This window comes from Thermomonospora sp. CIF 1, from assembly GCF_001896795.1.
Lineage (GTDB): Bacteria > Actinomycetota > Actinomycetes > Streptosporangiales > Streptosporangiaceae > Thermomonospora > Thermomonospora curvata.
In genome coordinates this window covers 101675-127065 of sequence record NZ_MOYN02000007.1, presented here as the reverse complement: position 1 = coordinate 127065, position 25391 = coordinate 101675, and the positions used below count along the sequence as shown (strand labels likewise).

Below are 25391 nucleotides of genomic sequence, written 5' to 3'. Positions count from 1 at the left end.
TGAGAGTCGGCGCGTCCCCTGCGAAGATCTTTTCGGCATCCGCAGGCACGGGGGATGCGATCAGCGTCACATTCGGAGGGAAACCGCGCATTCTGCCATCCTGGAGCGGCATGCCGGGCCGGGACGGACGGCTCATAACCGCCGATCCCGCCCACACCGACGGCGTTTCCCAGTACGTTGTCGGAAAACTGTGACAAGGCGAGGTCCGAGTAGCGATGCAGTGCCCACGGTGCGGCGAGTACACGCCTGGGACGCCGAGCGGATGCGCGCGCTGCGGCGCGCCGCTGGACCGGCGGCCAGACCCGCAGGCTCCGCCGGGTCGGCAGCACGGCGGCGCGGGCCAGGGCGTGCTTGACGCCACCATGCTCGACGCCTTTTCGCCGGTGCCCTCCTCCACCCCGACGGGTGGCGTTCCGCTGCCGGCGCCGCCCCCGGCGCCCTGGGCGACGCAGACGCCCTCGCCCGAGTCGCTGGGCGGGGCGGACTTCATGGGGCTGCCCGCGTCGCAGGGCGGCGCCTTTGCATCGCCGCAGTCCGCCGAGGGTCCGCCGCCCTCCTCGTTCGCCGGTTCCTCGGACTCCTCGCCGCTCGCCGCGTCCGCCGCCACGGACGGCTCTTCCCCGCCGGGGCCTGCGACGCCGCCGTTCTCGGCGCCTTCGCCTGCGGACTCCTCACCGTCCGTGCTGCCGGCGCCGCCGCCGTTCTCACCGGCCGCCTCCTCCGGCCCGTCGACGCCCCCGCCGTTCTCGCCGGCCGTCTCCCCGCAGGCTGCGGCGCCCTCGGCCGCCGACCCCCAGTTCCCGGCGTCCGCGTCATCGGCTGATTCCCCGGCGCCGGCGGCACCGGCCTCCAGGGACGACGATCCCGAGGCCACGCAGGCGTGGACGATGCCGCCGGAAGACGAGGAGGAGCCTAAGGCCCCGGCCGCCGCGGCCGCCGAGCGGCCTCCCGCGCCCCCGGCCCGGGCGGAGAGCAAGCCGGAGCCGATCGTCCCGGACTCCTGGTTCGCCGAGCCGCGCTCGCCGTCCGGCGAGAGCGCCGCCGAGCAGACCCGGCAGCTGCCGCCTGAGCCGGGAGCGGTGCCGGGGGCCGAATGGGGCGCGCCGGCATACCCCGCGGCCCAGCCCGGCGGCTACGGCGACCAGGCGTGGCAGATGCAGCAAGGCCCGGGGATGATGCCCGGCGGATACCCCCCGAACGCCGGGTACCCGGGGCCGGTCGACCCGTATGCGGCCGATGGCGGCTACCCGGCGCCCGATGGGGCGTACGCGCCGGCGAGCCCCCGCTCCAGCGGGCGGTCCAACAAGTCGCTGGCCATCGCGGTCGGGGTGCTGGTCATGGTGGCGGTGGCGGCCGTCGTGGTGGTGCTGCGGCCGGACGGCGGCGAGCAGGCCGTGGCCGGTGCCACCGCCTCGGCCACCCCGCGCAACGCCTCGCAGCAAAAGCCGCCCGAGAAGGCCCCCGGCCCCGGCCCGGCGGCCCGGCGGCAGGCGCGGGCGATCGACAAGCTGCTGACCGCCAGCGCCGAGACGCGCGGCCAGCTCGGCCAGGCGCTGCACGCCGCGAGCAAGTGCCGGAACCTGCCGGTGGCCATCCAGGGGTTCCAGCGGGTGGCGCAGCGGCGCAACAACCAGATCAGGCGGACCAACGCCCTCAAGGTCGACAAGCTGAAGAACGGCGAGCAGCTGCGGGCCGCGCTGCTGCAGTCGTTCCAGCTGTCGCTGCAGACCGACCAGGCGTTCTTGGCCTGGGCGCAGGCGGCGCAGGGGTGCAAGGGGCGGCCCCGCCCGGACGACAACTACGCGCGGGGCAACGCCTTGTCGGCGCAGGCGACGGTGGCCAAGAGGCGCTTCACCGTGTTGTGGAACCCGATCGCCCAGAGCACGGGACTGCCCACCCGAACCGAGAGCCAGTTTTGACAAAGCGGTTCCCGCCCGCCTTTTCAGCAGGATCGTTTCCGCAGGTCAAAGCCGCTGATATGACTCAGATCACACATCATCGGCGGCTTTTTCCAGGCCCTGAGGACACGCGCTGAAACAAAGTTCATTCCGACACGGTCACGACCTCGCGGCCCCGCCGAGCCTGTCTCTATCCTGGTAAAGGAATATTCACGGGATAAGGCGGGGGCCTATGCAGTGTCCGGTGTGTCTCGGTGAGACCTCTCCCGACCTGCCCCGCTGCTCGCACTGCAACGCGCAGCTCGATCAGGCCACCGCCGTGGACTCTGCGTCCACTCCCCAGGCCTCTCCTCCCGCAGCGCCGCCGCAGGAAGAGCAGACCCGGCAGGATCAGCCCCAAGGAGACCTGACCCGGCAGGACCTGACCCGGCAGGACCTGACCCGGCAGGACCAGCCGTGGCAGGGGCGGCCCGCGCCGGAGGCGAGTCCCCCCGGTGACCCGGCCTCCTGGTCGCCGGGGCCGTGGACCGTGCAGCACGGCCGGGAGGCCGCCCCCGGCTCCTCTACCGAGGAGATCACCTCGCTGTCTCCCGAGCCCTGGAACGACCCGCAGGCCTGGAGCGGCTCCCCGCCCATGTGGCAGCCCCCGCCGCCCCGGAAGCGCAACAAGGTGCTGCCGTATGTGCTGGCGGGGGTGGCGGCCTGGGTCCTGGCCGCAGTCGCCCTGGCCATCATCTACTGGCCGCAGCCGGAGCAGGAGCCCGACACCCTCCCCCAGCAGAGCCAGCAGGCCCTCGAGCAGACGCAGGGCGGGCAGTCGGCGCCGCCCACCGGCGCCGAGGAGCAGAGCCCCACCCCCGACGCCGATGACGACGCCGGCCGGCGGCAGGCCGAGCAGATCGACGCGCTGCTGCGCGACATGGCCGGCACCCGCAGCGAGCTGGGCGCGGTGGTGTCGGCCGGGTGCGATGTCTCCGGCCTGGAACGCGTCCGGGACCAGCGGCGGGAGCAGCTGGCCACCGCCGAGACGCTGCAGGTCGACGCCCTCCCCGACGGGGATGCGCTCAAGAACGCCCTGACCGAGGCGCTGCGGGCCTCGATCGAGTCCAACGAGCTGTACCTGAGATACGCCCCCGGCTGCCCGAGCGATTCGGCCGCCGAGGAGGTCAACAACCGCGCCACGCGGGCCAAGTCCGAGGTGGTCGGCTACTGGAACGCGATCGCCTCCGAGTACGGCCTGCCCTCCCGCGACTCCGGCAGCATCTGACCCTTATTCCTGGGCGGGAAACGGCAGCACGGCGTCGGGGTCCTCAAAGGGCAGCACGAAGCGCTCGGGCCAGTTCAGCACCGCCTCCAGCCAGGAGGCCGTCCGCGTGACCTCGGCGACCTCGGCGAACTGGGCGTCGGCCTCCAGCCCGATGGCCACCAACGCCAGATCGTCGGCGAAGGCCGCATGGTCGTCCTCCCCGAACAGGGCGGTCAGCGCGATCGGCCGGTTGGCCGGCAGCTCCATCGACAGCGGGTGGCGGCGCAGCGCCCGCAGCCGGTGCCCGACCTTGGCGCCGGGTGCCTGGCGCAGCCCCGGCAGGTGGTACTCCAGCGGCGGGACCGGGGCGTGCTTGTCGGGCAGCGGCCGGCCGAAGGGGAAGATCCGCTCCATCTCGTGCAGCCAGCGCACCTGGCCGATCACCCAGTTCGGCCCCGGTCGCGTCCCGGCCAGGGCGTGCTCGCCGTCCAGCAGGCGCCGGGCGACCTCGGCGACGGTGGTGGTGAGGCTTTCGGGCGCGTACGCCGTCCGCAGCGCCCAGGCCCGCCGGGCCACGCAGCGTTCCACCACGGTGGCCAGCATGCACTCGCGCAGCCGCACGGGCAGGCGGGACCAGGCGCGGCCCAGCTCCGGCGGCACCGCCGGCAGCGGCCGGTCCACCACGTGGGCCAGCACCAGCACATCGGCCCACACCCGCAGCCAGGCCCAGTCGGCGTGCCCGGCCTGCAGGTCGGCCTCGCGCAGCTCATAGAGGGTGCAGGCGCGTCCGGAGCGGCACTGGGGGCCGCAGGCGACCGAGCGGCGGCCGTCGATGGGCGGGGGCGGGCTGGGCCGCACCCCCTCCTGCCCCTCCCCGTAGGGGATGCGCACCCGCAGCGGCCGGTCCATCCCGTCGGCGAACACCGCGGCCACCCCGGGCCGCAGCGACACCACCTCGCGGGACTGGTCCTCATCGAGGTTCATCGCCGCGCCCACCTGCTGGCGGTCGTCGAAGGCCGGCAGCCGGTGGACGACCTTGAGCGCGGTGTTCTTGACCACGTCCGGCACCAGCTTGGTGGGGATCTGCTCGGCCACGATGATGCCCTCGCCGTAGGCGCGGATCTCCGCCAGCATCCCGGCGAACAGCTCCACCGCGTGCGAGCTGGTGCGCTCGGGGCCGCGGTTGCGCAGCAGCCGGTGCGCCTCCTCGATGACGATCACATGCCGCAGCCCGCCGGGCCCGTCGGTGGGGGTGCGGCTGCGGGCCCGCATCCGCAGATGCTCCACGATCCGGATGATCAGCGTTCCCATCAGGAACGCCTTGTCCTCGTCGTTGGCGACGTCCTCGATGGCCAGCACAACGTTCTCGCGCAGCATCCCGCCGATGTCGGCCGGGTGCCCGCCTTCGAAGAACCGGCCCGCCGACCCGGTGCGCAGCGACCGCAGCCGCACGTCCACAAAGCCCTTGACGTCGGCCATCAGCTCCCGGCCGTAGCCGATCTCGCCGATCACCGCCAGCGCGGCCCGCTGCAGCTGCTCCAGGGTGGGCACCGACGGCTCCACCAGCGAGCCGGGCCGGCCGGCGCCGGTGACCACGTCCCAGCCGTTGTCCTCATAGACCCGCTGCAGCGCCTGCGACATGATCTGCGGGAACGGCTCTTCGGCGTCGAAGGCGGCCTGGAAAAGCGCCCGCACCATGTCGATGTGGGCCTGGACGGGGTAGCCGGGTTCGGGCGCCAGCGGGTTCACCGACAGCGGCACCGACTTGGGGTCGGAGGGGTTGATCACGGTGACCCGGGCGCCCAGGTCCTCGATGCGCCCGGCCATGGCGGCGTACTCGGACTTGGCCGGTTCGATCGCCAGCCATGGCACGCCCGCCCGGGTGAGCTGCTCCAGCAGGTGCCGGACGGTCTGCGACTTGCCCGCCCCGGTGGCGCCGGTGACGAACACGTGCCGGTTGATGGTCGAGCGCGGCACGGCCAGCGTGCCCACCCGGCGGTCCTGGCCGTCCAGGATCGCGCCGAGTTCGATGGCGGGTTCGGCGGCCGGTTCGGCGGCGGTCTCGGAGGTGACGTCGAAGTAGCCGGCCTCCAGCACCCGCAGCCCGGGCACCTCCCGGCGCGGCAGCCCGGCCAGCGCCGCCAGGGCGCCCGCGGTGGCCGGGAAGGGGAAGCTGGAGTCGTTCCCGCCGCTTTGCCGCAGCCGGGCCGGCGGGGCGATCGGGTGAAGCGCCTCGGCCAGGCTCTCTGCGCCGTACCCGGCGCGCAGCCGGTAGGGGTGGTGGTTCAGTTCCATGGAGCCCACCAGCACCGGTGCGATCCGGCTCAGCTCCTCGGGGGAGGCGGCCCCGGCCAGCACCCGCACCTGCCACAGTCCCGCCTGGTAGAAGGTGTCCAGTTCGGCCAGGCGCTGCTCGGCCCGGGCCACTTCCAGCCGGGACTGGGCGTCCTCGCCGCGGCGCAGCATCCGCAGCTCGTGGTGCAGGTTGCCGATCTCGGCGTCGATCAGCCGCTCGTCGGCCGGGTCGGCGATCACCAGCCAGCCGAACGGCCGGTCCATCAGCGTCACCAGGGTCGACTCGAACAGGCCGGCTCCGCCCGCCGGGCCGGCCCGGTGCACCGGCGGGGCCGGCCGGCCCGGGCAGCGCGTCCACACCATCTGCCCGGCCAGGCGCAGCCACTCGTCGCCGATGGGCACCCCGCGCGCCCCGTTGGGGAACAGCAGCGCCCCCTGGCCCGGCCCGATCGGCCCGGCGTTGGTGATCAGTTCCAGGGGCGCGCCGCCGCCCCGCGACAGCCACCCCACCACGAACGGCCGCTGCTGCTGCCGGGCCGACAGCACCGCCGGCAGCACGGTCACAAAGTCCCATTCGGCCGACGGTTCCCGGTCCGCGGCCGGGATCGCCGCGATCCGGTACCAGGGGCCGGCCAGCGGGTCGCCCACCGGCCTTTCGAGGGAGTGAACGGCGGGTCTTTCCGGGGGGTAGTTGGTCACCTGCCCATCCCTATCAACCGGGTCGGCGCCATGTCACCGCGTTCTGCGGCGCGGCCGGTGAGAACGGCGTCACGCGCGCAGTCAGGGTCTTCCAGAGCGAAAGTCCGTGCGTCCGGGGGACGGCTCGCGCTCCGGGGAGGGGCTCTCGGTGCCGCCGGGCGGCAGGGCGTCCCGGCCGCCCTCCGCCGGCGGGTGGCACTGCTGGAGGACTTCCTCCAGTTGCTGGGAGTGGGTGGTGGGCAGGGTGATGATGCCCGGGTTGGCGTCCACCAGCAGCACGCGGCGGCCGGTGGCGGCCGAGTGGGTGAAGATCATCGCGGTGGGCGGCAGCTCCTGCAGCTCGTGCGGTTCGACCAGCAGTTCGCGGGAGCCGCCCGCCTTGCCGGTGGCCGGCAGGGTGCGTCCCCAGGCGGTGGCGGAGCTGATGCCGGCGACCAGGACGGAGTCGTCGGCGGCGGGGGCGGGCAGCGGGGCCCACACCGGGTCGGTGAGGGCGTCGCCGCGGACGCGGGCGTAGGCGATGGTGCTGGCGTAGCAGGCCTCGGCGGAGCCGGACGGGCCGGTGGAGATCGCCGCTCCGGCGGTGTCGGTGAGCTCGGCGACCTGCAGGCGGCGGCCGGTGCCGATGTGCTCGGCGGCGATCTTGGCGTCCTCGGCGTTGCCCAGCCGCATGAAGCCGACGGCGGCGTGTCCGCGGCGGCCCAGGCGTTCGCGGACGTGCGGGGGGATGGAGCGGTAGAGCAGCACCAGGCCGGTGCCGGTGGCCTCGCAGGCGTCGATCAGCCGGTCCAGCACGTCTCCGCGCAGTTTCTCGGCGCCGCACAGGAACACGGTGTGCTCCCAGCGGGTGGCCGAGGGGGAGTTGCGGATCCGGTGGGTCAGCGCGGTGGCCACGTAGGTGCCCAGGATGCGGTTGGTCAGCACCCCGGCCCCGCGGTCCAGCGACACCACGCGCAGCCGGGACGGGGGCAGCAGCACCGGTTCGGTGCCCAGGCGTTCCAGCTTGCGCAGCTGGGCCTCCAGCGCCCAGGCGCGGCGGATGACGATCCGGTCGGTGGCGCCGCGGCCGTACATGGTGGTGACGCGCGCCAGCTGCTCTTCGGTGATCAGGCCCCGCCGCAGGTCGTCGCGGGGGTCGCCGACCTGGGCCAGGGCGCGCAGCGCGGCGGTGAGCTGGGGGATGGTGGCGCTGCCGCCGAACACCCCGGAGATGACGCGCTCCAGGATGGAGTTGTCCAGCGACAGGTCGCCGGTGGAGGTCTCCTCCTCGCCGGCCCCCACGACCAGGGACAGCACGTCGGCCAGCGCATCGGCGCTCAGCCCGCTGGACAGGTCCAGCCGGGGCAGGTCGCCCGGCAGCACCCACACCAGCGGGTCGTCGCCCCGGGCGGTGGCCAGCCGCACCAGGTCGCCGGCGACCGCGCCCTCGGAGAAGTCCAGCACGGTCACCCGGGCGCCGGCCGCCAGGCGGGCCGCGCCCATCGTGGTGACGGCCGCCGACCAGCCGGCCAGCGTGCCGCCGACGATGTCCACCCGGTCGGCCTCGGGCGGCACCGCGACCGGGTACCACTCGCGTTGGTTCTCATAGGCGCGGCGGCGCCGCTCCCATTCCCGGTAGGCGGCGGCGTGCTCGGCCTGGGCGGCCAGCAGGCGGCGTTCGCGGGCCTGGCGCTCGCGGTCGATCCGCTCCCATTCCTGGCGCAGCCGGGCGCGCAGCGCCCGTTCGCTCTGCCAGCTCTGGTAGCCGGTGATGCCCAGGACGACCAGGCAGGCCAGCAGCCCCACCCCGGCGAACTTCCACGGCAGCACGCCCAGCAGGCCGCAGGCGAGCACCAGGCCGCCGAACACTCCGGTGCCCGTGGCGATGATCTTGACCGGCCGGTCGAGCATCGGGCTGCGCACCCGCACGTGCACATCGCGCAGCGGGTCGTCGGGGGGATCGTCGATCGGCTCGGGACGTGGCGGCGGCGGCCCCGGGTCGGGGTGGACCTGGGCATAGCGCCAGCCCACGTACACGCGGTCCGGTTGTATTAACCGCGTCGTCGCAGACCCGCTGGTCACGTCCGTCACGTCACAGCCCCAGGGGGTTCAGCGGCGAACCCGCTCCGGCCCGTCCGGGGCGCCCGGCGGCGCGGCGGCCCGCGGGCCGAAGAAGGTTCGGTGCGTTGCTTCGGCGGGGTGGCATGAGCACTCGTCGGTCGGGGTTCTTACCCGTACAGACTAGGGATGAACGGCCCGATTCGCCCACCATTCAACCGAACACCACATCCAATGCGGCACCAAGAGCGACAATTCGGTCAGCTCACTTGTCAAACCCCAAGACCGGACATCCGTTATCGCCCGAAGTGACCGGTTCCGGTCACCGCCAGCCCGTCACCCGCCGGATCGCGCTCTCCATCATGGGGGCCAGCGTGCGCGCATAGGTCTCGGTGAAGTGCCCCCGGTCCCGGGTGACCAGGACGTTCCCAATGATCATCGGGCAGCTTCCGGGCGTGCACACATAGCGGGTGAAATCCACAAAGCGCACGTTGCGCGGCAGGTCCCGGCGGTTGCGGTAGGGGGCGACCGGGGCCAGGCTCCGGTAGCGCGCCTCGGCGCACTGCTGCAGGCTCACCCGCGTGAAGCAGTCGGCCGGCGGGAAGGTCAGGCGGGGGGTGTCCCGGATCGCCATCACCCGTATCCCGTAGGCTCCCAGCTGCCGCCAGCGCGGAACGGCCAGACGCTCCAGCTCCTCCGGCCGCCCCTTGGGGTCGGTCCGGGTGCCGATCGTGATCACCAGATCCGGGCGCAGGGCGCGCAACTGCAGCATGACGCCGCGCCCCCAGGCGTCGCAGGCCGGGTACGGCGCCCCGGTGTCGGGGTAGCGGGCCCCGCCCGCCAGCAGCGGGCACCCGGACTTGACCATCGTGATCAGCCGCCAGCCCGTCTCGTCGACGACCTTGTGCAGGGCCGGGAACCAGTGGGCCGCGTGCGAGTTGCCCACCAGCGCGATGGTGCGGCGCCCGTTCGGATCGCCGAACTGACAGACCTTCACCTCGGTCGCCTTGTAGGGCGCCACGCACCCGTTGGTGTGAATCAGCGGAAGGTCCTCCTTGGCGTCCCGCAGGTCGGGCCGGTACGGCAGCTTCGGCGGCGGCGGCGCCCCGACCATCACGGCCGCGCCCGGATAGTTCGCCGGGTCGGCGGCCTGCGCCTGGCGGATGCGGGCCTGCTCGTCCAGGTGGGCCACCCCGCTCCAGGAGACGCCGACCACCGGGGTCAGGCAGACCACGCCCAGCACCAGCGACCAGGTGCGGGTGGCGCGCCGCGCCGTCACCCACTCCACCGAGCGGTCCGACACCCAGGTGGTGGCGGCCGCCAGCACGAACGAGACGGCCAGGATCGCGCATCCGGCGGCCAGGCTCGCGGTGGTGTTGCCGGTCTTGGCCAGGTAGAAGACGAACAGCGGCCAGTGCCACAGGTACAGCGCATAGGAGATGTCGCCGACGTAGGTCAGCGGCCTGGCCGACAGCAGCCGGTCGGCGCCCAGCCGGCTGCCCGTCGTCCCCGCCACGATGACCAAGACGGCCGCGCCGGTCGGCCACAGCGCGGCATAGCCGGGGAACACCGTGGAGACCTGCAGGACCAGGCCGCAGGCCACCAGGGCGGCCAGCCCGCCCCAGCCCAGCGCCACCCGCAGCGGCACCGGCAGCCGCGCGCTGTCCCAGCGGGCGAGCGCGAGCGCCAGCAGGCCGCCCAGCGCCAGCTCCCACAGCCGCGCCCCGGTGTCGAAGTAGGCCCAGCGCTGCTCGACGGCGGTGCGGATCACCGAGTAGGTCAGCGAGGCGGCGAAGACGGCCACCAGCACGCCGGTGAAGATCGCCCGCGGGCTCCGCCGGACCAGCGCCGCCGCCACCGTGCCGGTCAGCAGCAGCGCCCAGATGAGGTAGAACTGCCCCTGGATCGCCAGCGACCAAAAGTGCTGGACGGGGCTGGCGCCCTCACCGCCGGCCAGGTAGTCGACGGCGGTGACCGCCAGCCGCCAGTTCTCGTAGTAGAGCGCCGAGGCGGCCACTTCGGCGAGGGTGTCGCGCCAGCGGTCCTGCGGCAGCCACAGCCATGTCCCGGCCAGCACCCCCGCCAGCGCGATCGCCGCGGGCGGGAAGAGCCGCCGCGCCAGCCGGGCGAAGAAGGCCCGGTACTCCACCCGTCCCCGCCGCTCCACCATGCGCAGCAGGGAGCCGGTGATGAGGAAACCGGTGAGCATCAAGAAGACGTCCACCCCGCCGGACACCCGGCCCAGCCAGATGTGGTAGATCGCCACCAGCAGCACGGCGACCGCGCGCAGCCCCTGGATCTCGGGCCGGTGGCCTTCCCGCGGCCGTCTGGGTGCGGCCTCCCCGGTGACCTGAGCGGGGGCCGGACGCCGGAGGGTCTCCTCGATGGATGGGGTCGACATCTTCCACTTTCAGTCGAGCAGCCTGGACGCGCGCGTCCCGATCCGATCGACCCGAGCCGCACCGTGTCCAATTTCGGAGCGAGGATATGAATAAGCCTCACTTGTCACAAGGTGCGCAGGGGTGCGAGACGCTCTCGTGACACGGACGCACCTCGCCCGCCTCGCGGACGCAAATCACCTCCGGCTCACGCCCGCCGCCGTTTCAAGGCCGAAGCCGCGGCATCGTCCGCCGACCGAGCCGAAGAGGCAGGTCATCACAGATGAGCCGAGTTCGGGCAACTCCTCTCGCAGGCCCCGGAGAATGCCCCTCAAGAGAACCCCGGCGGCCTTCTCCGGCAGTTTTCAAATAGTTGAATGCTCACATAAGCCGGTCTCGCCGCATGTGGGACGTCTGACGCCAGCCACCCGTTGTCAGGGTTCACCGAAGATCATCCGCTGAGCCGTGTCCGGTTCCGGCCAGCGACTCAAAGCCCGGCACGGCAGGCGCGCACCCCGCCGACTCCCCGAAACCACGAAACGAGAAAGCCCACAGAAGTCTTCTCCGGTGCGCGGCCTCGGGCTCTGGACGCGGCGACCTCGGCGAGCTCCAAGATCGTTCTCTCCGAGGTCGCCGCGTCCCCCAGGCGCTTTTAGATCCCCTGCGGAAACCTCACCAGGGGAAAGGGCTCACTGCTGCAGCAGCCAGTCCACGGCGCGGGCCGCCGCGCCGCCGTCGTCCCAGGGGCAGAACTTCTCCCGGAAAGCCTCATAGCGGTGCTCGTACTGGGCGGAGACGCTCCCGACGTCCCGAAGCGCATCGATCAGCTCATCGGAGGTCATGCACATGGGGCCGGGCGCCTCGGCCTCGAAATCGAAGTAGAAGCCGCGCAGCTCGTCGCGGTAGTGCTCCAGGTCGTAGGTGAAGAACAGGATCGGCCGGGCGGTGCAGGCGTAGTCGAACATCGCCGACGAGTAGTCGGTGACCAGCACGTCGGACACCAGGTAGAGCTCGGCGATGTCGGGGTAGGTGCTCACGTTGCGGACGAAGTCGTCATCGGGCGGGCAGAAGTTCCCCACCACGTTGATGTGGCCGCGGATCAGCAGCACGTGATCCTCGCCCAGCACCTCCCGGGCCCGCTCGACATCGAGCTGCAGCTCCATGCCGTACCCGTTGCTGACGATCCGGTCGTCCCGCCAGGTCGGGGCGTACAGCACCACGCGCTTGCCCTCCGGCAGCCCCAGCCGCCGGCGGATCCGCTCGGCCTGCTCGGGACGGAACAGGATGTCGTTGCGCGGGTAACCGATCTCCAGCAGCTCGCCTTCGTAGCGGAAGGCCCGCCGCCAGATGGGCGAGCTGAACGGGTTCGGCGAGACCAGCGCGTTCCACTGCGCCATGTCCCTGCCAAAGCGGCGCAGGTAGTCCTGGGGGTTGCGGTGGGCGGGCCGCTCGATGTCATAGCCGAGCTTCTTCAGCGGCGTGCCGTGCCAGGTCTGCAGGTAGATCTGCTCGGGCCGCTTCTCCATCCAGTACGGCATGGGGTCGTTGGAGACCAGGAAGCGGGCCTGCGCCATCGCCTTCAGGTGCTCGCGGGTGCCCCGCAGCAGGGTGCGGACGCCCTCCGGCGGCTGGAACCGGCCGTCGCTGGTGACCCACACGTACTCGAACTCGGGGTGGCGGCGGCGGAGCTCCTCGAAGATGGCGCGCGGGCTGTCGGAGAACTGCCGCCCCTGGAAGGACTCGAACAGCGCCATGTCGCGGATCGGCGACCGGCGGTAGACCGGGTAGTCCTCGGTGGACATCCGCTTGATGCCGTAGGCCCCCCGCTCGGTCGGGTCGTGGGCCGGACGCACCCACACCCACGGCTCCTCCATGCCCTCGATGAGCAGGTGGAACTCGTGGATGCCCACCACGTGGGGCTCCGGCAGGTTCACGCAGGCGGAGCGGGCGACGTACACGCTCACCTCGTCGTCCTCACCGAGAGGGGCGACCAGGTCCCAGCGCCCGCTGCGCATCGGCAGCTCATCGCCGTACCAGGTGCGCTCCATGGGCTGCAGCTCGGCGGTGAACTCCTCGCCGTCCCAGCTCAGCGGCATCCGGCGCTCGCCGGCCCCGGCGCGCCAGCGCGCCACCAGCTCCGCGGGCCGCCGATCGCCGGTCATCCGGCCGCGCAGCCGCAGCACGCCCCGGTCGGTCCAGCGAGCCTCGGTCAGCACCGGCCGGCAGCGCCGCTGGATCACCCGCAGGTACCCGCCGTCGATCCGGGTCAGGGCGGCCTCATGAGAACCCTTGGCCTGCCAGGTCTCCACATGGTCGGCGGCCACCGGCTGGATCGGCTCCTGGCGGCCGGCCACGGTGATCAGGACGTTCCAGGGCAGCCGGTCCTGCCCCGGGGTCTCCTCCCACTCCGGCAGCACGTCCATGGGGATGCGGCCCAGGAAGCGGCCCTTGCCATGCGCCAGGATCGGCAGCCGGATCTCGCTGGTCCCGTTGGGGCGGGACAGCAGCAGCTCGGTGGCCTTGCCGCCGCCCACCACATGGCCTTCGATCTCGATGGCGCCCTCGACGGGACGCGCCGCGGTCACCCGCGCGCCCACGTCCACCACTTCCAGGCCGAAGCTCTGCCGGGAGGGCGACACCCGCATCGACACGCCGGGGGCGACGTCATGGCCGGACGGCCAGCGCTGGTCGGCGCGGGTCGAGCCGCGCAGCGGGCCGCTGCGCCGCACCCCGCCGGGCATGGTCACCTCCACCTCCAGCCGCCACAGGCCGGGACGGAACCTGCGCTGGAAGCCGAAGCGGCGCTGTCCCAGCGTCGCCGGGTCCAGCACGGCCGAGAAACCGGCCCAGTCGTAGCAGGCGGCGGCCCACTTGGCGTCCGCCGAGGTGCGCGGCCGGTAGATGCGTCCCACCGGCAGCTCGACGACGTTCTCCTCTTCGGGGTGCCGCAGCCACAGCCGGATGGAGCCCGTGTAGGGGTCGGGCACCGGGATGCGGGCGATGTAGGCGAATCCCTCGATGTAGAGCCGCCCTTCACGCCAGTAGGCCCGGTCCACACCGGCCTGCAGGGTGACCTCATCGGTGATGTCGTAGACGCTATCGGGAATGCCCCGCTCCGGGTCGTCGAAGTAGGGATAGCGGGCATACCAGCGGCCGCCTCGCAGCACCACGTCGGTGGTGATGATCTCCCTCTGCTGAAAGACCAGGACTTCGAGAAGCTCGTCGATCATGCCCCGCCGCAGCAAGTGGTACTTGAGCCGTTTGAGGGCCGGCAGCTCCTGGAAGATCTCCTCGTCGGCTTCGGCGGCGAACTCCTCGACGGCCTTCTGCAGCAGCTGCCGATAATGCTCGCTCCCCTCGTGCAGCACCTCGATGTACATCGGCAGCTTGTCGGCGAACACCCGCGACATGTATTCCCGCATCAGCTCCGGCGCGTGCTCGCGCAGGAACTTCGAGACCCGGCGGATGGCCGTCACCCGGTCCTCAAGGTTGCCCGGCTCGGTACGACGCTGGGTGATGGAGCGCTCACCGCCCTCACGCACCCGCCAGTGATAGACGGGGATGGACAACACGTCCACCTTTTCCGCCAGCACATGAGCGGGAATGGCCACTGTCGGGTCCTCATACAGCCCGCGGGGGAACTGGAAGTTGTGGGCGTCCCAGAACGACCTGCGGTACACCTTGTTCCAAGGCGTGCGGTCACCGACCAGTTCCGGGCGGCGGGAGATGTGGGTCTTCTTCGCCGGCCGGTCAAAAATGTCGGCGTGCATCTTCGAGGGGTAAATTCCCTTGGAACTGAATCGGCGTACCCCACCGCAGGCAAAGTCCGATCCGCTCTTCTCCAGCGAATTGATCATCCGCTGGTAGGCGTTCGGGGGCACCACGTCGTCACCGTCGACAAAGGCCAGATAGGTGCCTGTCGCATGGCGCACCCCGGTGTTACGAGCCGGCCCCGGACCCTGGTTCTCCTGTTGGATCAGCCGGAACCGCCCGTCCCGGCTGGCAAATTCCTTGGCGATGGCCGCACTGCCGTCGGTTGAGCCGTCGTCGACCATGATGACCTCGAAGTCATCCATGGTCTGGTTCTGCAGGGACTCCAGGCACTCCTGCAGATAGGGCTCCACGTTGTAAACCGGTACAACGATGCTCAGCAGTGGGGGCATGTCCTTCTCGCAATCGTCCGAACATCGGGAAGGCGGCCGGTGGGACGTCCCGGTCACATGACCAGACCGGCGTCAGCGACGGTGGAAAACCCGTAAAGATCCGGCGGCGGTCATCTGAGCCGTCCTTTCAGGCGCCTGGTGACATCGGCGACCCGTTGCAGCGTCCCGACCGGTTCCGCAGGGGCGGGCGGGGGCGGCTGCGCCAATCCCAAAGTGATGAGCCGCTGCATTCTGAAATAGCGGCGCAGCGCCGGGCCGGGCGGGAGAGCGTCCACGTACTCGGCCGTGGCCGCGCGCATTTCCGGATAACGTCCCGGCTGCATGCAATAGGTGACGGCGGCCAGCAAAGGGACCAGCCGCGATTTGATCTCGTGCCGGGCGATCGGCGGCGGAATGGCGTCGCCCTCGTCGGTCAGGCGGGGGAAGGTGGCGTCCACCACGGTCGCCGGAATCCGGGCGGCGTTGTCGTAGGGGTTCAGCCGCTCCAGCACCCGGACCGTGCCCAGCGTCATCACGGGCACCTCCAGCAGGTGGGAGACCCGCACCAGCGCCGGGGGGAACACCCCTACGGCCACCTCCGGACGCAGCAGGGCGCACCAGACCTCGGCGGGCACCGGCTCGTCCAGGATCACCAGCTCGGCCCCCAGCCGCCCGGCCTCGGCGGCCAGTGCCGCCGCCAGGGCGGTCTGCCCATCGGGGGCGGGGACGAAGGCGACCGTCCGGTTCCCCCGGGCGACCAGGCCCCGCAGCATCTCCAGGTGGATGCGCTCCTCCTGCTCCCCGGTCGGCCCCAGGTCGGTCAGGCACTGGCCGACGATCAGCACCGCTCGGTCGGCGCCGGCGGGCAGCCGGCCCGCCAGCAGGGTCTCGGCACCGGCCTTGACCTCCTCGAAGGCCTTGGCGAAGGCGTCCTGGGCCACGATCTGCGGCGCGACCCCGTAATCCGACAGCAGCCGGGGCGGCAGGCCGGGCACCAGATCCAGGTGCAGCAGCCGCTCGACCCGGCTGCCCACTCCCCTGGGCAGCAGCGCCCGGACGGGGCCGTAGACCTCCAGGGTGCCGCAGCAGACGGTCACCGGGGCGTCGTGGAAGACCTCCGCCAGGGTCTGGGCGGGGGCGGTCTCCAGGGTCTCCACGATCACTTCCACCGGTTCGTCGCCCAGCCCCCAGTGGCGGCGCAGCAGCCGTTCCAGCATCGGCTGCTCTTCCAGGGCCGGCCGCCAGTCCTGCGGATGCATCGGCGCCAGCAGCTCGTTCAGCGAGACGACCTCATCGAAGCGGTCGTACAGCGCAGCGTGGTCGGCCCGCTCCGGCAGCGGCGGGGCCAGCTCGGCGCCGGCGGTCTCGTCGCTGACCAGCAGTATCCGCCGACCGGGCCGCGCCCCCAGGCGTCCGGTGTCGATCGCGGCGGCGAACAGCGCGGTCGCGATGGGACCGGAGGAGACGAACAACTGGTTCACCGGGCACCTCCGGCCGCCATCAGCTCGGTCAGCAGGGCGGCCCGTGCCGGGCGCATGCCGGGCAGCACCGCTTTGAGCACCTCCTGGGGCAGGGCGCGCAGCGTCCGGCCGGCCCGCAGCCGCTGGCGCTGCTGCAGGGTGGGGCTCAGCCGCTCCTTCTTCTCCTCGTGGGTGGCGATGAGGACGCAGTAGGCGCGGACGAACTTGTACTTGATGCGGTCCCAGTCGGGGTCGGTGCGCAGCGCGGTCAGGATCTTGTCGAAGGCGTCGAAGAAGTGCAGCTGCCGCTCGTCGCCGATCTGGGTGAGCGAGGTGGGCACGCCGCGCCGGTAGTACACCCCGAACAGTGAGATCACCGCGTAGCTGGCGGCGCGCTGGTGCAGCCGCCAGATCCAGGGCCGGTCCTCGGCCGTCAGCAGTTCCTCGTCGAAGGTGAGCAGCCCGTCCTCGGCGAGGCTGCGGCGGTAGACGCCGGCCCAGGCGTACGGGTAGTCCACCATCGCCAGGTCGTGCACCGGCAGGAACCCGTCGCGCGGGTTGAGGACCTTGCCGCGCACCCCGTGGGGGGCGCGGTGGATCTCCCGTTTGCGTCCGTGGGCCTGGACGTGGTCGATCCTGATGAAGTCGCAGCCGAGCGAGTCGATGGCCTCGACCGCCTCCGGCAGGTAGCCGGGGGCGAGCCAGTCGTCGCCGTCCACGTAGGTGATGTAGCGGCCCGAGGCGACGGCCAGACCGGCGTTGCGGGCCGCGCTCAGCCCGCGCGCCCGCGGATGGCGGATGAGCTGAAAGCCCGGCAGCCTCGCCCGGTGGTCCTCCACGATCTCGGCCGACGTGTCGGTGGAGCCGTCGTCGACGAAGATGAACTCAAAGTCGGCGCGCGCGTTCCGGGTGAGACTCCGCAGCAGGTCCGGAAGGTACGGGGCCACATTGTGCACCGGCACGATGACCGAGAGGGTGGTCACGCGGTCTCCGTTCGGGACGTCGGGCGGCGGAGCCGATCGCGGCCCACCTCACCTGGGGGAACGCCCCCGCCGGCCGCCTCGCCGGCCACCGGGGACCGCCGCGGCGGAATCCCCGCACAGCCGCCCCGGACAGGGTCGACACGGGCCACACGCACAGGACTTCCTCATCGCTGAGGGAACTCCCCTGCGGGGTGGGGCGTTCCGTACGTTACGGGGGAATGTTCAGGAAGATTACCTGAACGCACACCCCGGCGTGTCACCTTGCGTTCGCCTTTGCCGGACTGCGACCGAATTGTCAGAGTCCGGAATCGGCCACCGCATGGCTGGCCGCCCCCAGGGAGCGACCCGGCTCACAGCGGCGGGCGGTGCCACAGGACGGGCTCGGCGCTCTGGCGTTCGGTGCTCTCACCGACGCCCAGCAGCTCGCCCCGGAAGGCGACCAGGCCGGTCAGGCGCTGATCGCCCGCGCCCGACAGGGCGGTGCCGCGCGGGTGCGCGGCCTGCCAGGAACGGCCGTCGCGGGAGGTCCAGACCGCCACGTCGGCGGAACCGGACTGCCGGATCTCGCCGAAGACGGCGAACGCGGCGCCGGCGGCGGTCACCCCGCGCACCGCATCCGCGCCGGTGATCTCCGGCAGCGGGCTCTCCTGCCAGGTCGCGCCGCCGTCGGTGGACAGGAAGGCGAAGGCCCGCCGGGTGCCGTCCGCGTCGCGGCGCTCCCCCACGGCGACCGCCGTGGCGCCCGAGACGGCCACGTGCCGCAGGTAGCCGGAGGAGTCCTCCGGCAGCCGCGGCGTGGCGCGCAGCGTCCATTCCTGACCGTCCGGGGAGGTCCAGACGGCGGGCGCGTGGACGCCGTTCTTCTTGCTCCCGCCCACCGCCACATAGCCGTCGGCGGTCGCGGCCACCGCCTGCATCCAGCGGTTGGTGCCCTTGCTCCCCTTCAGGGCGCCCTTGACGCCGGTCCCCCGCTGCCAGGTGCGCAGGTCGGAGGAGGCCCACACGACGGCCGAGGAGCCGTCCTCGCCGACCACGACGTGCCCGGAGCGGCCGGCCGCCACCCCGTAGACGCGCAGGCCGTCCTTGCCGTCGGCGAAGGTGCCGCCGCCGACCGCGCTCCACTCCGTGCCGTTCTGCGAGATGGCCACCAGTGGACGCGGCTGCTGCTGGGGACGGGTGTCGGAGCCGATCGCCACCCATCCGGTGCTCCCGCCGGCCACGCCGTGCAGCCGCTGCAGCCCCGGGCCGCCGAACCCGGCGCCGGTCAGCCTGCCGCGCCGCCAGGTCCGGCCGTCGGCCGAGCTCCAGATCGCCGCGTTGCCGTTGGTGCTGCCCACGGCCACGGCCTGGTTTCCCGCCGTGGTCAGCGCGGCGACGGTCCGGTCCACCGGGGCGGCCGGCAGTTCGGGGCGGGCCAGCCGGCCGGTGGCGTCCTGGGCCAGCAGCACCCCGTTGAGGTCGCCGCCGCTGCGGACCCAGCCGGCCATCACCAGCCGGTCCCCGGCCGCAGCGGTGCCCGGCAGCAGCCTGGCGGGACGGGTGAAGGGGTCCGTCGCCTGCCAGGAGCGGCCGTCGCCGCTGCGCACCACCTGCACCCGGTCACCGGCTCCGGCCACCACGAAGGCGCCGCGTTCGGAGCCGGTCACCGCCTGCAGCCGCATGCCCTTGCCCAGCTCGACCTCGGCCGTCTCGGTCCAGTCCTTGCCGTCGGCGGAGGCGAAGATCGTGGCGTAGCTCTTCTTGGCGCGCCTCACGTCGCGCACGGCCAGCAGACCCGAGGGGCCGGAGCCGATCCGCATGCCGCGGGTGCCCTTCGGGGAGGGCGGCTTGCTCTCCTCCCAGGTGCGGCCGCCGTCTCCGGACAGCCACACCCGGTTGCGCGGGGCGCCTTTCTCGCTCTTGGCCCACCGTCCCTTGACCATCACGGTGGAGCCGTGCGTCGTCGCCTCCAGCAGCGACAGGGTCTCCTTGCCCTTGGTCAGCTTCAGATCGCCGGCGTCCAGGCGCTCCCAGGAGCGCCCGTCCGAGGACACCCAGGCCAGCGGGGACCCGTCGCGCAGGTCGCCCTTGGCGGCGGTGGTGCCCACGGCCAGGAAGCCGGAGGGGTGGGCCGTCAGCGACAGCACCCGGTCGCCGTCTTTGAAGCTCTCCTCGCCCAGTGCATGCGCCGTCCACTGCCGGCCGTCGCGGCTCGTCCAGGCCAGCGCCGAGCCGTCGGGGGCCTCCCCGAGCGCCGCCCAGCCGGAGGCCGAACCGGCCACCTGGCGCGGCACCCCGCCGAGGCCGTCGTCGTGCACCGTGGCCCGCTGGAACGAGCGGCCGCCGTCGGTGGACACCAGGAAGTAGGGCCGGACCGCAGTGCCGTCGCCGTCGCCGCCGGCCGCCACCACCGTGTCGCCGGCCGCGTCCGCCGTGGTGAGCTGCTGGTCACGGCCGTCGGAGCGGACGGCCGGGTCGGTGGCGAAGGCGTCGGAGGCCAGATGCGCCGCCGCGGCCGGAGCGGCCGGCCGCTGCTCGCCCTCGGGCCACAGCACCACGGCGCCGGCCGCGATCACCGCGGCGGCGGCCAGGCCGGCCGCCCCGATCAGCACCGCCTTGCGGGGGAGGCGCGGACCCTGCCGCCGGGGCGCGGGCAGCCGCCACGGCTCGTCCGGCTGCTGCGGGGGGCGCGGCCTGAAACGTCCCGCCTCCGGTTCGGCGGCGGGCGGCGCGCCGGGGCCGCCCAGCGGAGGCGCGGGCGGGGCCGCCGCGAAAGGAGGAGGCGGCGGCACGGCACCGGGCGCGCCCGGCGGCGGCATGGGAGGAGTGCCCACCGGTGGCGGCGGCACCGGGAAACCCATCGGCGGCGGGGAGGTCGCCGGATCGCCCAGGGCGGCCGGCGGCCCGGCGGCGGGGTCGCCCGCAGGGCGTGGATCGACGGACGTGGCCTCCGGGTCGCCGGCCGCCGGCAGCGCCTCCCCGGGCAGCTCGGGCATCGGGGCCGCCCACGGGGCGGGCGGCAGCGCGGCGGCGGGATCGTCGGCGGGCCGTCCCCACTGCGGCGGCGGGGGCAGTCCCGGGCCCGGCGGGGCGAACGGGGGCGGTGGCGGCGGCGCCGGAAAGCCCGGCGGCTCCTGCGAAGCGGGGCCGGCCGGATCCTGCTGTCCGGCATCCTGCGCGCTCGAGCCCCACGGGGCGGGCGGCGGACCGTCGGGCACCCGGCCGTCGGCGTTGTCATCCCCCGTACCGGCTTGGGCCACCGTGTTCTCCCCACTCACCACTTCGCCACGGCCCGTCCGTGGCGGGTCGTCGCTCGTCCGGATGCGGTGGGGGGATTGTATCCGGACCCTCCGGACGTCCCGATATGCCGCAGGTCAGCCGCGCGGCGCCAGCGGACGGCCGGCCTGGCCGGCCACCGCCTTGCCCTGGCGGCGCGCCCGGCGGTCCTCCCGCCACATCTGACCGGCCACGTTCACATCGCCGTCGAAGACCACCCGGCCGCCGCGCATCATCACCCCGCGGTCGCACAGCTCGGTCAGCATCTTGATGTCGTGCGCCACGATCACCATGGTGCGGCCCTCGGCGCGCAGCGCGCGGATGCGGTCTTGGCACTTGCGGCGGAACGGCGGGTCGCCGACCGCCAGCACCTCGTCGATGAGGAACACATCCGGCTCGGTGTGCACGGCGATGGAGAACGCCAGCCGCATGAACATGCCGGAGGAGTAGAACTTGACCTGGCCGTCCAGGAAGCGTTCCACCCCGGAGAACTCGACGATCGAGTCGAACTTGCGGCGGATCTCCGCCTCGCTCATGCCGAGGATCGCCCCGTTGAGGAAGATGTTCTCCCGGCCGGTCAGCTCCGGGTGCAGTCCGGCGCCCACGTCGATCAGCCCGGCGATGCGGCCGCGCACCCGCACCGTGCCGCGGTCCGGCCGCATCACCCCGGAGATCATCTTCAGCAGGGTGCTCTTGCCCGAGCCGTTCAGCCCCATCAGCGCGACCGCCTCGCCCTGCTGCACGGTCAGGCTGACGTTGTCGAGCGCGAGGAAGCGCTCGGCCAGCGACTGCCGGCGCATCGTGCGCACCGCCAGGTCCTTGAGCGAGCGCGCGTGGCGGAGCCGGAACTCCTTGGTGACCGAGTCGACGACGATGGCTGTTGTCATGGCCCCTTACAACTCCTGCCCGAAACGCCGCTGGGCGACCGCGAACACCTGCTGGCCGATGGAGAAGACCACCAGCGCGAACGCCAGTGACCCCACCGTGCGCAGGGCCAGGTCGGGCGGGAAGGTGAACTGCCCCTCGATTCCCGGGGCCCAAAACGCCCGCTGGAACAGCGACACCGCGGTGACCAGCGGGTTGAGCAGGTACAGGTCCAGCACCCAGCCCGGGGCGACGTCCCGCACGAACGTCCACGGGTAGATCATCGGCGCCGACCACATGAACACCACGGCGGTGACGTCGACGGCCTGTTCCAGGTCCCGCAGGAACACGTTCCCGGCGGCCAGCAGCAGCCCGGCGCCCAGGCCGAGCAGCACGATGATGACGAAGCCGGCCAGCGCCCCGCCCAGCGCGGCCACATCCGGCCGCCAGCCCAGCGCGGTGGTGGCCGCCAGCAGGATCACCAGCCCCGGCACGAAGTGCACCAGCGACACCAGCACCGAGGCCACCGGGAACAGCTCCCGGGGCAGGAAGATCTTGCGGACCAGCGCCGCGTGCCCGGTCACCGAGCGGGTGGACGAGTGCAGGATCTCGTTGAACAAGTTGATCAGCACCATGCCGGAGAACAGGTAGACCCCGAAGTTCTCCAGCTTGCGCCCGGCGCCGAGCACGTACCCGACGACGAAGAAGTAGACGCAGAAGTACACCGCCGGCCGCACATACGACCAGCCCAGCCCGAGCACCGAGCTTTTGTAACGGGCCCGCAGCTCCCGCCGGACCAGCAGCCGCAGCAGGTAACGACGGCGGAAGACCTCCAGCAGCCCTCCGGAGGCGTCCGGCTCCAGCAGTGGGGGAAGCGAGGGGGCTTGCGTCATCGATCACCGGCCTTCGGGGCGGCTTGGAAGTTGTCCCACCAGCTCTCCGGGGCGACGAGCTGCGGCACCGCCTGGCGGTAGCGCCGCGACAGCTCCGGCCACTCCTTCAGCAGCCGGGCGTGCAGCGCGGAGGTCCGCTGCAGCAGGCTGCGGAACTCCTTGCGGTCCCGCTGGTACCAGAACACCCCGGTGCCGTCGGCGGCCGACACCAGCGCGCTGTCCAGGTCGGCCAGCCGCCACCAGGCCAGGTCGATGTGCGGGACGATGGCCTGCGGGTTGACGCGCGCCTTGGGGTCGACCGGGCGGAACTGCTTGAGCCCGCTGACGGCGGCCTTGCGGATCATGCCCAGCCGGCTGCCCGGCTTGGTGGGCATGCGGCCCTTGCGCGGCGGCTTGCTGCGCACCGGCGGCAGCTGCTCGATGCGCTCCACGCCCCGGGCGTCGCTGAAGCGCTTGCGGAACTCGCGGATCTCCGGGAGCTTGGTGGCCAGCTGCCGGTGCATGTGCTCCGGCCCGCTCAGCACGTCCTCGATCGCCATCAGCATCAGCTCGGCGGCCGAGTACTGCATGGCCAGGGCGTGCTTGATGGACACGAACAGGCTCTCCTTGAGCAGGTTGCCGCCGCGCTCGTACGGGGAGTGCAGCAGCGCCGAGACCAGCCGGTTGCGCTCGTGGTAGTAGGCCTGCCAGTCGATGGTGTCGTCCTTTTCGTGCCAGGGCACGTGCCAGACGGCCACCCCCGGCAGCGAGACGGTGGGGAAACCGGCCTTGCCGGCCCGGACGCCGTACTCGGCGTCGTCCCACTTGATGAACATCGGCATGGGCAGGCCGATCTTGTGGATCACCTCGGTGGGGATCAGGCACATCCACCAGCCGTTGTAGTCCACGTCGATGCGCCGGTGCAGCCAGGGGGTCTGGCGCAGGCCCCGGGCGGCGAAGTCGTGGCCGTGCTTGGTGTTGGGCGCCGGCCCCCAGAACCAGCGGTACTTCTCCAGCGTCTCGCCGTAGGCGTGCAGCACCGAACGGTCATAGAGGCTGAACATGTGGCCGCCGACGATGGTGGGGGTGCGGGCCAGGTCGGCGAACGTCACCGCGCGCAGGATGCCCTCCGGCTCGGTGATGACGTCGTCGTCCAGCAGCAGCACATAGTCGGCGCGATCGGCGCGGGCGGTCTCCTCCATGGCGCGGGCAAAACCGCCGGAGCCGCCCAGGTTGGGCTGCTCGATCATGCGCAGCTTGGCGCCCAGCGCCTGCGCCGCCTCCGCAAAGCCCGGGTGGTCGGCCACCCGCTGGGTGCCCTGGTCGATGATGAGGATCTCCTCGATCACCTCCAGCACCTCCTCGGCGCGGGCGAGCGCCGCCAGCTGGTCGACGCAGAAGGCGGGACGGTTGAAGGTGGTGATCCCGATGTTGATGCGGCCCTGGCGCCGCCCGCCGGCCTCGGCGGTCAGCCACTCGGCCTCCACCAGCTCGATCGGCCGCTGCCCGGCGACCAGGTCGAACCAGTACCAGCCGCCGTCGATGAACGGCTTGAGCGGCAGCTTGAAGCGGTGCTCGGAGACCTCGGTGGAGTCCACGTGCGCGGAGGTGACGCGCTGCACGTGGCCCTTGGCGTTGGAGCGGTAGACGATCAGGGTGCCCTCGCCGCGCACCCGCACCCGCAGCCGGACCTCCTCCAGCACGCTCCAGCGCCGCCAGTAGCCGGCGGGGAAGGCGTTGAAGTAGGTGCACAGCGACAGCCGCCGGCCGATCGGGACGGTGACGCCGCGGCGGGTCATGGTGTCGACGTCGATGGACAGCAGCGGCTCGTGCGCGCCGCCCTCGTCCTCGACGACCTGTTGTTTGTTCTTGCCGGTCGGCTCGACCTCCGGGCGGCCCTTGCCGATCCGGTCGTCCAGGTAGAGCCGGACCACGTCCAGGTCGCGGTCGAGGGGCATCACGACCCGCTGCAGGACGCGCATCTGCTCGCTCATTCGTCCATTCCTCCGCTGACCAGCCGGGCGCCTTCGGTGAAGTGCGGCTTCAGCCGGTTGTCGACCATGTTGAGGGCGCTGGCGATGGCCATGTGCATGTCGAGGTACTTGTAGGTGCCGAGCCGTCCGCCGAACAGCACCCCGTCCTCCTGCTTGGCCAGCTCGCGGTAGCGCAGCAGCCGGGCCCGGTCGTCGGGGGTGTTGATCGGGTAGTAGGGCTCGTCGTCCCGGCCGGCGAAGCGGGAGTACTCCCGCACGATCACCGTCTTGTCCGGCGGGTAGTGGTCGCGTTCGGGGTGGAAGTGCCGGAACTCGTGGATGCGGGTGTAGGGCACGTCCTCGTCGGCGTAGTTCATCACCGCGGTGCCCTGGAAGTCCCCGGTGGGCTTGACCTCCATCTCAAAGTCCAGCGTCCGCCAGCCCAGCTCGCCTTCGGCGTAGTCGAAGTAGCGGTCCAGCGGGCCGGTGTAGACGACCGGGACGTTGCCGACGATGTCGTCTTTGAGGTCGAAGAAGTCGGTGTTCAGCCGGATCTCGATCTTGGGGTGGTCGGCCATCCGCTCCAGCCAGGCGGTGTAGCCGTCCACCGGCAGCCCTTCGTACTTGTCGTTGAAGTAGCGGTTGTCGAAGGTGTACCGCACCGGCAGGCGGGTGATGATCTCCGCCGGCAGCTCCTTGGGGTCGGTCTGCCACTGCTTGGCGGTGTAGCCGCGGATGAACGCCTCATACAGCGGGCGTCCGATCAGGGAGATCGCCTTCTCCTCCAGGTTGCGCGGAGAGGAGACCTCGGCGGCCTGCTCGGCGATCAGCGCCCGGGCCTCATCGGGGGTGAAGGCGCGGCCGAAGTACTGGCAGATGGTGCCGAGGTTGATCGGCATCGGGTAGATCTGGCCCTTGAAGTTGGTGTAGACGCGGTGCCGGTAGTCGGTGAAGGAGGTGAACCGGTTGACGTACTCCCAGACCCGCTCGTTGGAGGTGTGGAACAGGTGGGCACCGTACCGGTGCACCTCGATACCGGTCTGCGGCTCGCTTTCGCTGTAGGCGTTGCCGCCGATGTGATCGCGTCGCTCCAGGACCAGTACGCGAGTCCCGAACAGGTTGGCACAGCGCTCGGCGACGGTGAGCCCGAAGAAGCCCGATCCGACGACCACGAGATCAGCGTCCACGTGCGTCCTTCTTGTCGGGCCGGCCGCTGGGCCGGCGACGGAGTTGCACGCCCCTGGGTGGGATGGCCGGGGCTGACGGTCTCCCGGCACGCCCGGCACCGT

The 25391-nt window shown here is 72.2% G+C and carries 13 protein-coding genes; 2 read left to right on the top strand and 11 right to left on the bottom strand.

The window, feature by feature from the left end:
* The first annotated feature begins 347 nt into the window (after positions 1–347).
* Positions 348–1919, top strand: a complete 1572-nt coding sequence (locus BUE48_RS03250) for a hypothetical protein (protein ID WP_148232913.1) — start codon at positions 348–350, stop codon at positions 1917–1919.
* Between the two features lie 223 nt (positions 1920–2142).
* The gene (locus BUE48_RS03245; protein WP_286988780.1) at positions 2143–3165 is read left to right on the top strand and encodes a hypothetical protein; all 1023 of its coding nucleotides are present in this window, start codon (positions 2143–2145) and stop codon (positions 3163–3165) included.
* A gap of 3 nt (positions 3166–3168) precedes the next feature.
* Here the strand turns inward: BUE48_RS03245 and BUE48_RS03240 are convergent, their stop codons facing one another.
* From BUE48_RS03240 to glf, 11 genes are all read right to left on the bottom strand, one after another.
* Positions 3169–6138, bottom strand: coding sequence for an ATP-binding protein (locus BUE48_RS03240; protein WP_286988778.1), 2970 nt, complete (start codon positions 6136–6138; stop codon positions 3169–3171).
* Positions 6139–6219: 81 nt separating this feature from the next.
* Complete coding sequence (locus tag BUE48_RS03235; protein WP_286988776.1) at positions 6220–8154, bottom strand: hypothetical protein; 1935 nt, start codon at positions 8152–8154, stop codon at positions 6220–6222.
* A gap of 343 nt (positions 8155–8497) precedes the next feature.
* Complete coding sequence (locus BUE48_RS03230) at positions 8498–10576, bottom strand: acyltransferase family protein (RefSeq protein WP_286988775.1); 2079 nt, start codon at positions 10574–10576, stop codon at positions 8498–8500.
* Positions 10577–11242: 666 nt separating this feature from the next.
* Complete coding sequence (locus tag BUE48_RS03225; protein ID WP_286988773.1) at positions 11243–14716, bottom strand: bifunctional glycosyltransferase/CDP-glycerol:glycerophosphate glycerophosphotransferase; 3474 nt, start codon at positions 14714–14716, stop codon at positions 11243–11245.
* 110 nt (positions 14717–14826) lie between these two features.
* The gene (locus BUE48_RS03220) at positions 14827–16176 is read right to left on the bottom strand and encodes a polysialyltransferase family glycosyltransferase (RefSeq protein ID WP_286988771.1); all 1350 of its coding nucleotides are present in this window, start codon (positions 16174–16176) and stop codon (positions 14827–14829) included.
* On the bottom strand, positions 16173–17138 hold the full coding sequence (locus BUE48_RS03215) for a glycosyltransferase family 2 protein (protein ID WP_012851019.1): 966 nt from the start codon (positions 17136–17138) through the stop codon (positions 16173–16175). Before BUE48_RS03215 ends, BUE48_RS03220 begins: the two co-directional genes overlap by 4 nt.
* A 350-nt stretch (positions 17139–17488) precedes the next feature.
* Positions 17489–20377 carry a hypothetical protein gene (locus tag BUE48_RS03210; RefSeq protein ID WP_286988769.1) on the bottom strand — a complete coding sequence of 963 codons (2889 nt, stop codon included), beginning with the start codon at positions 20375–20377 and terminating at the stop codon, positions 17489–17491.
* A 114-nt stretch (positions 20378–20491) separates the two neighbouring features.
* The gene (locus BUE48_RS03205) at positions 20492–21280 is read right to left on the bottom strand and encodes an ABC transporter ATP-binding protein (RefSeq protein ID WP_012851017.1); all 789 of its coding nucleotides are present in this window, start codon (positions 21278–21280) and stop codon (positions 20492–20494) included.
* A gap of 6 nt (positions 21281–21286) precedes the next feature.
* Complete coding sequence (locus BUE48_RS03200; RefSeq protein ID WP_012851016.1) at positions 21287–22150, bottom strand: ABC transporter permease; 864 nt, start codon at positions 22148–22150, stop codon at positions 21287–21289.
* A complete protein-coding gene (locus tag BUE48_RS03195; protein WP_286988765.1) occupies positions 22147–24123 on the bottom strand; it encodes a glycosyltransferase in 1977 nt (658 codons plus the stop codon). Before BUE48_RS03195 ends, BUE48_RS03200 begins: the two co-directional genes overlap by 4 nt.
* Entirely contained in the window at positions 24120–25289 is a 1170-nt protein-coding gene (gene glf, locus BUE48_RS03190; protein ID WP_012851014.1) for a UDP-galactopyranose mutase, read from the bottom strand. Before glf ends, BUE48_RS03195 begins: the two co-directional genes overlap by 4 nt.
* Between the last annotated feature and the right edge of the window lie 102 nt (positions 25290–25391).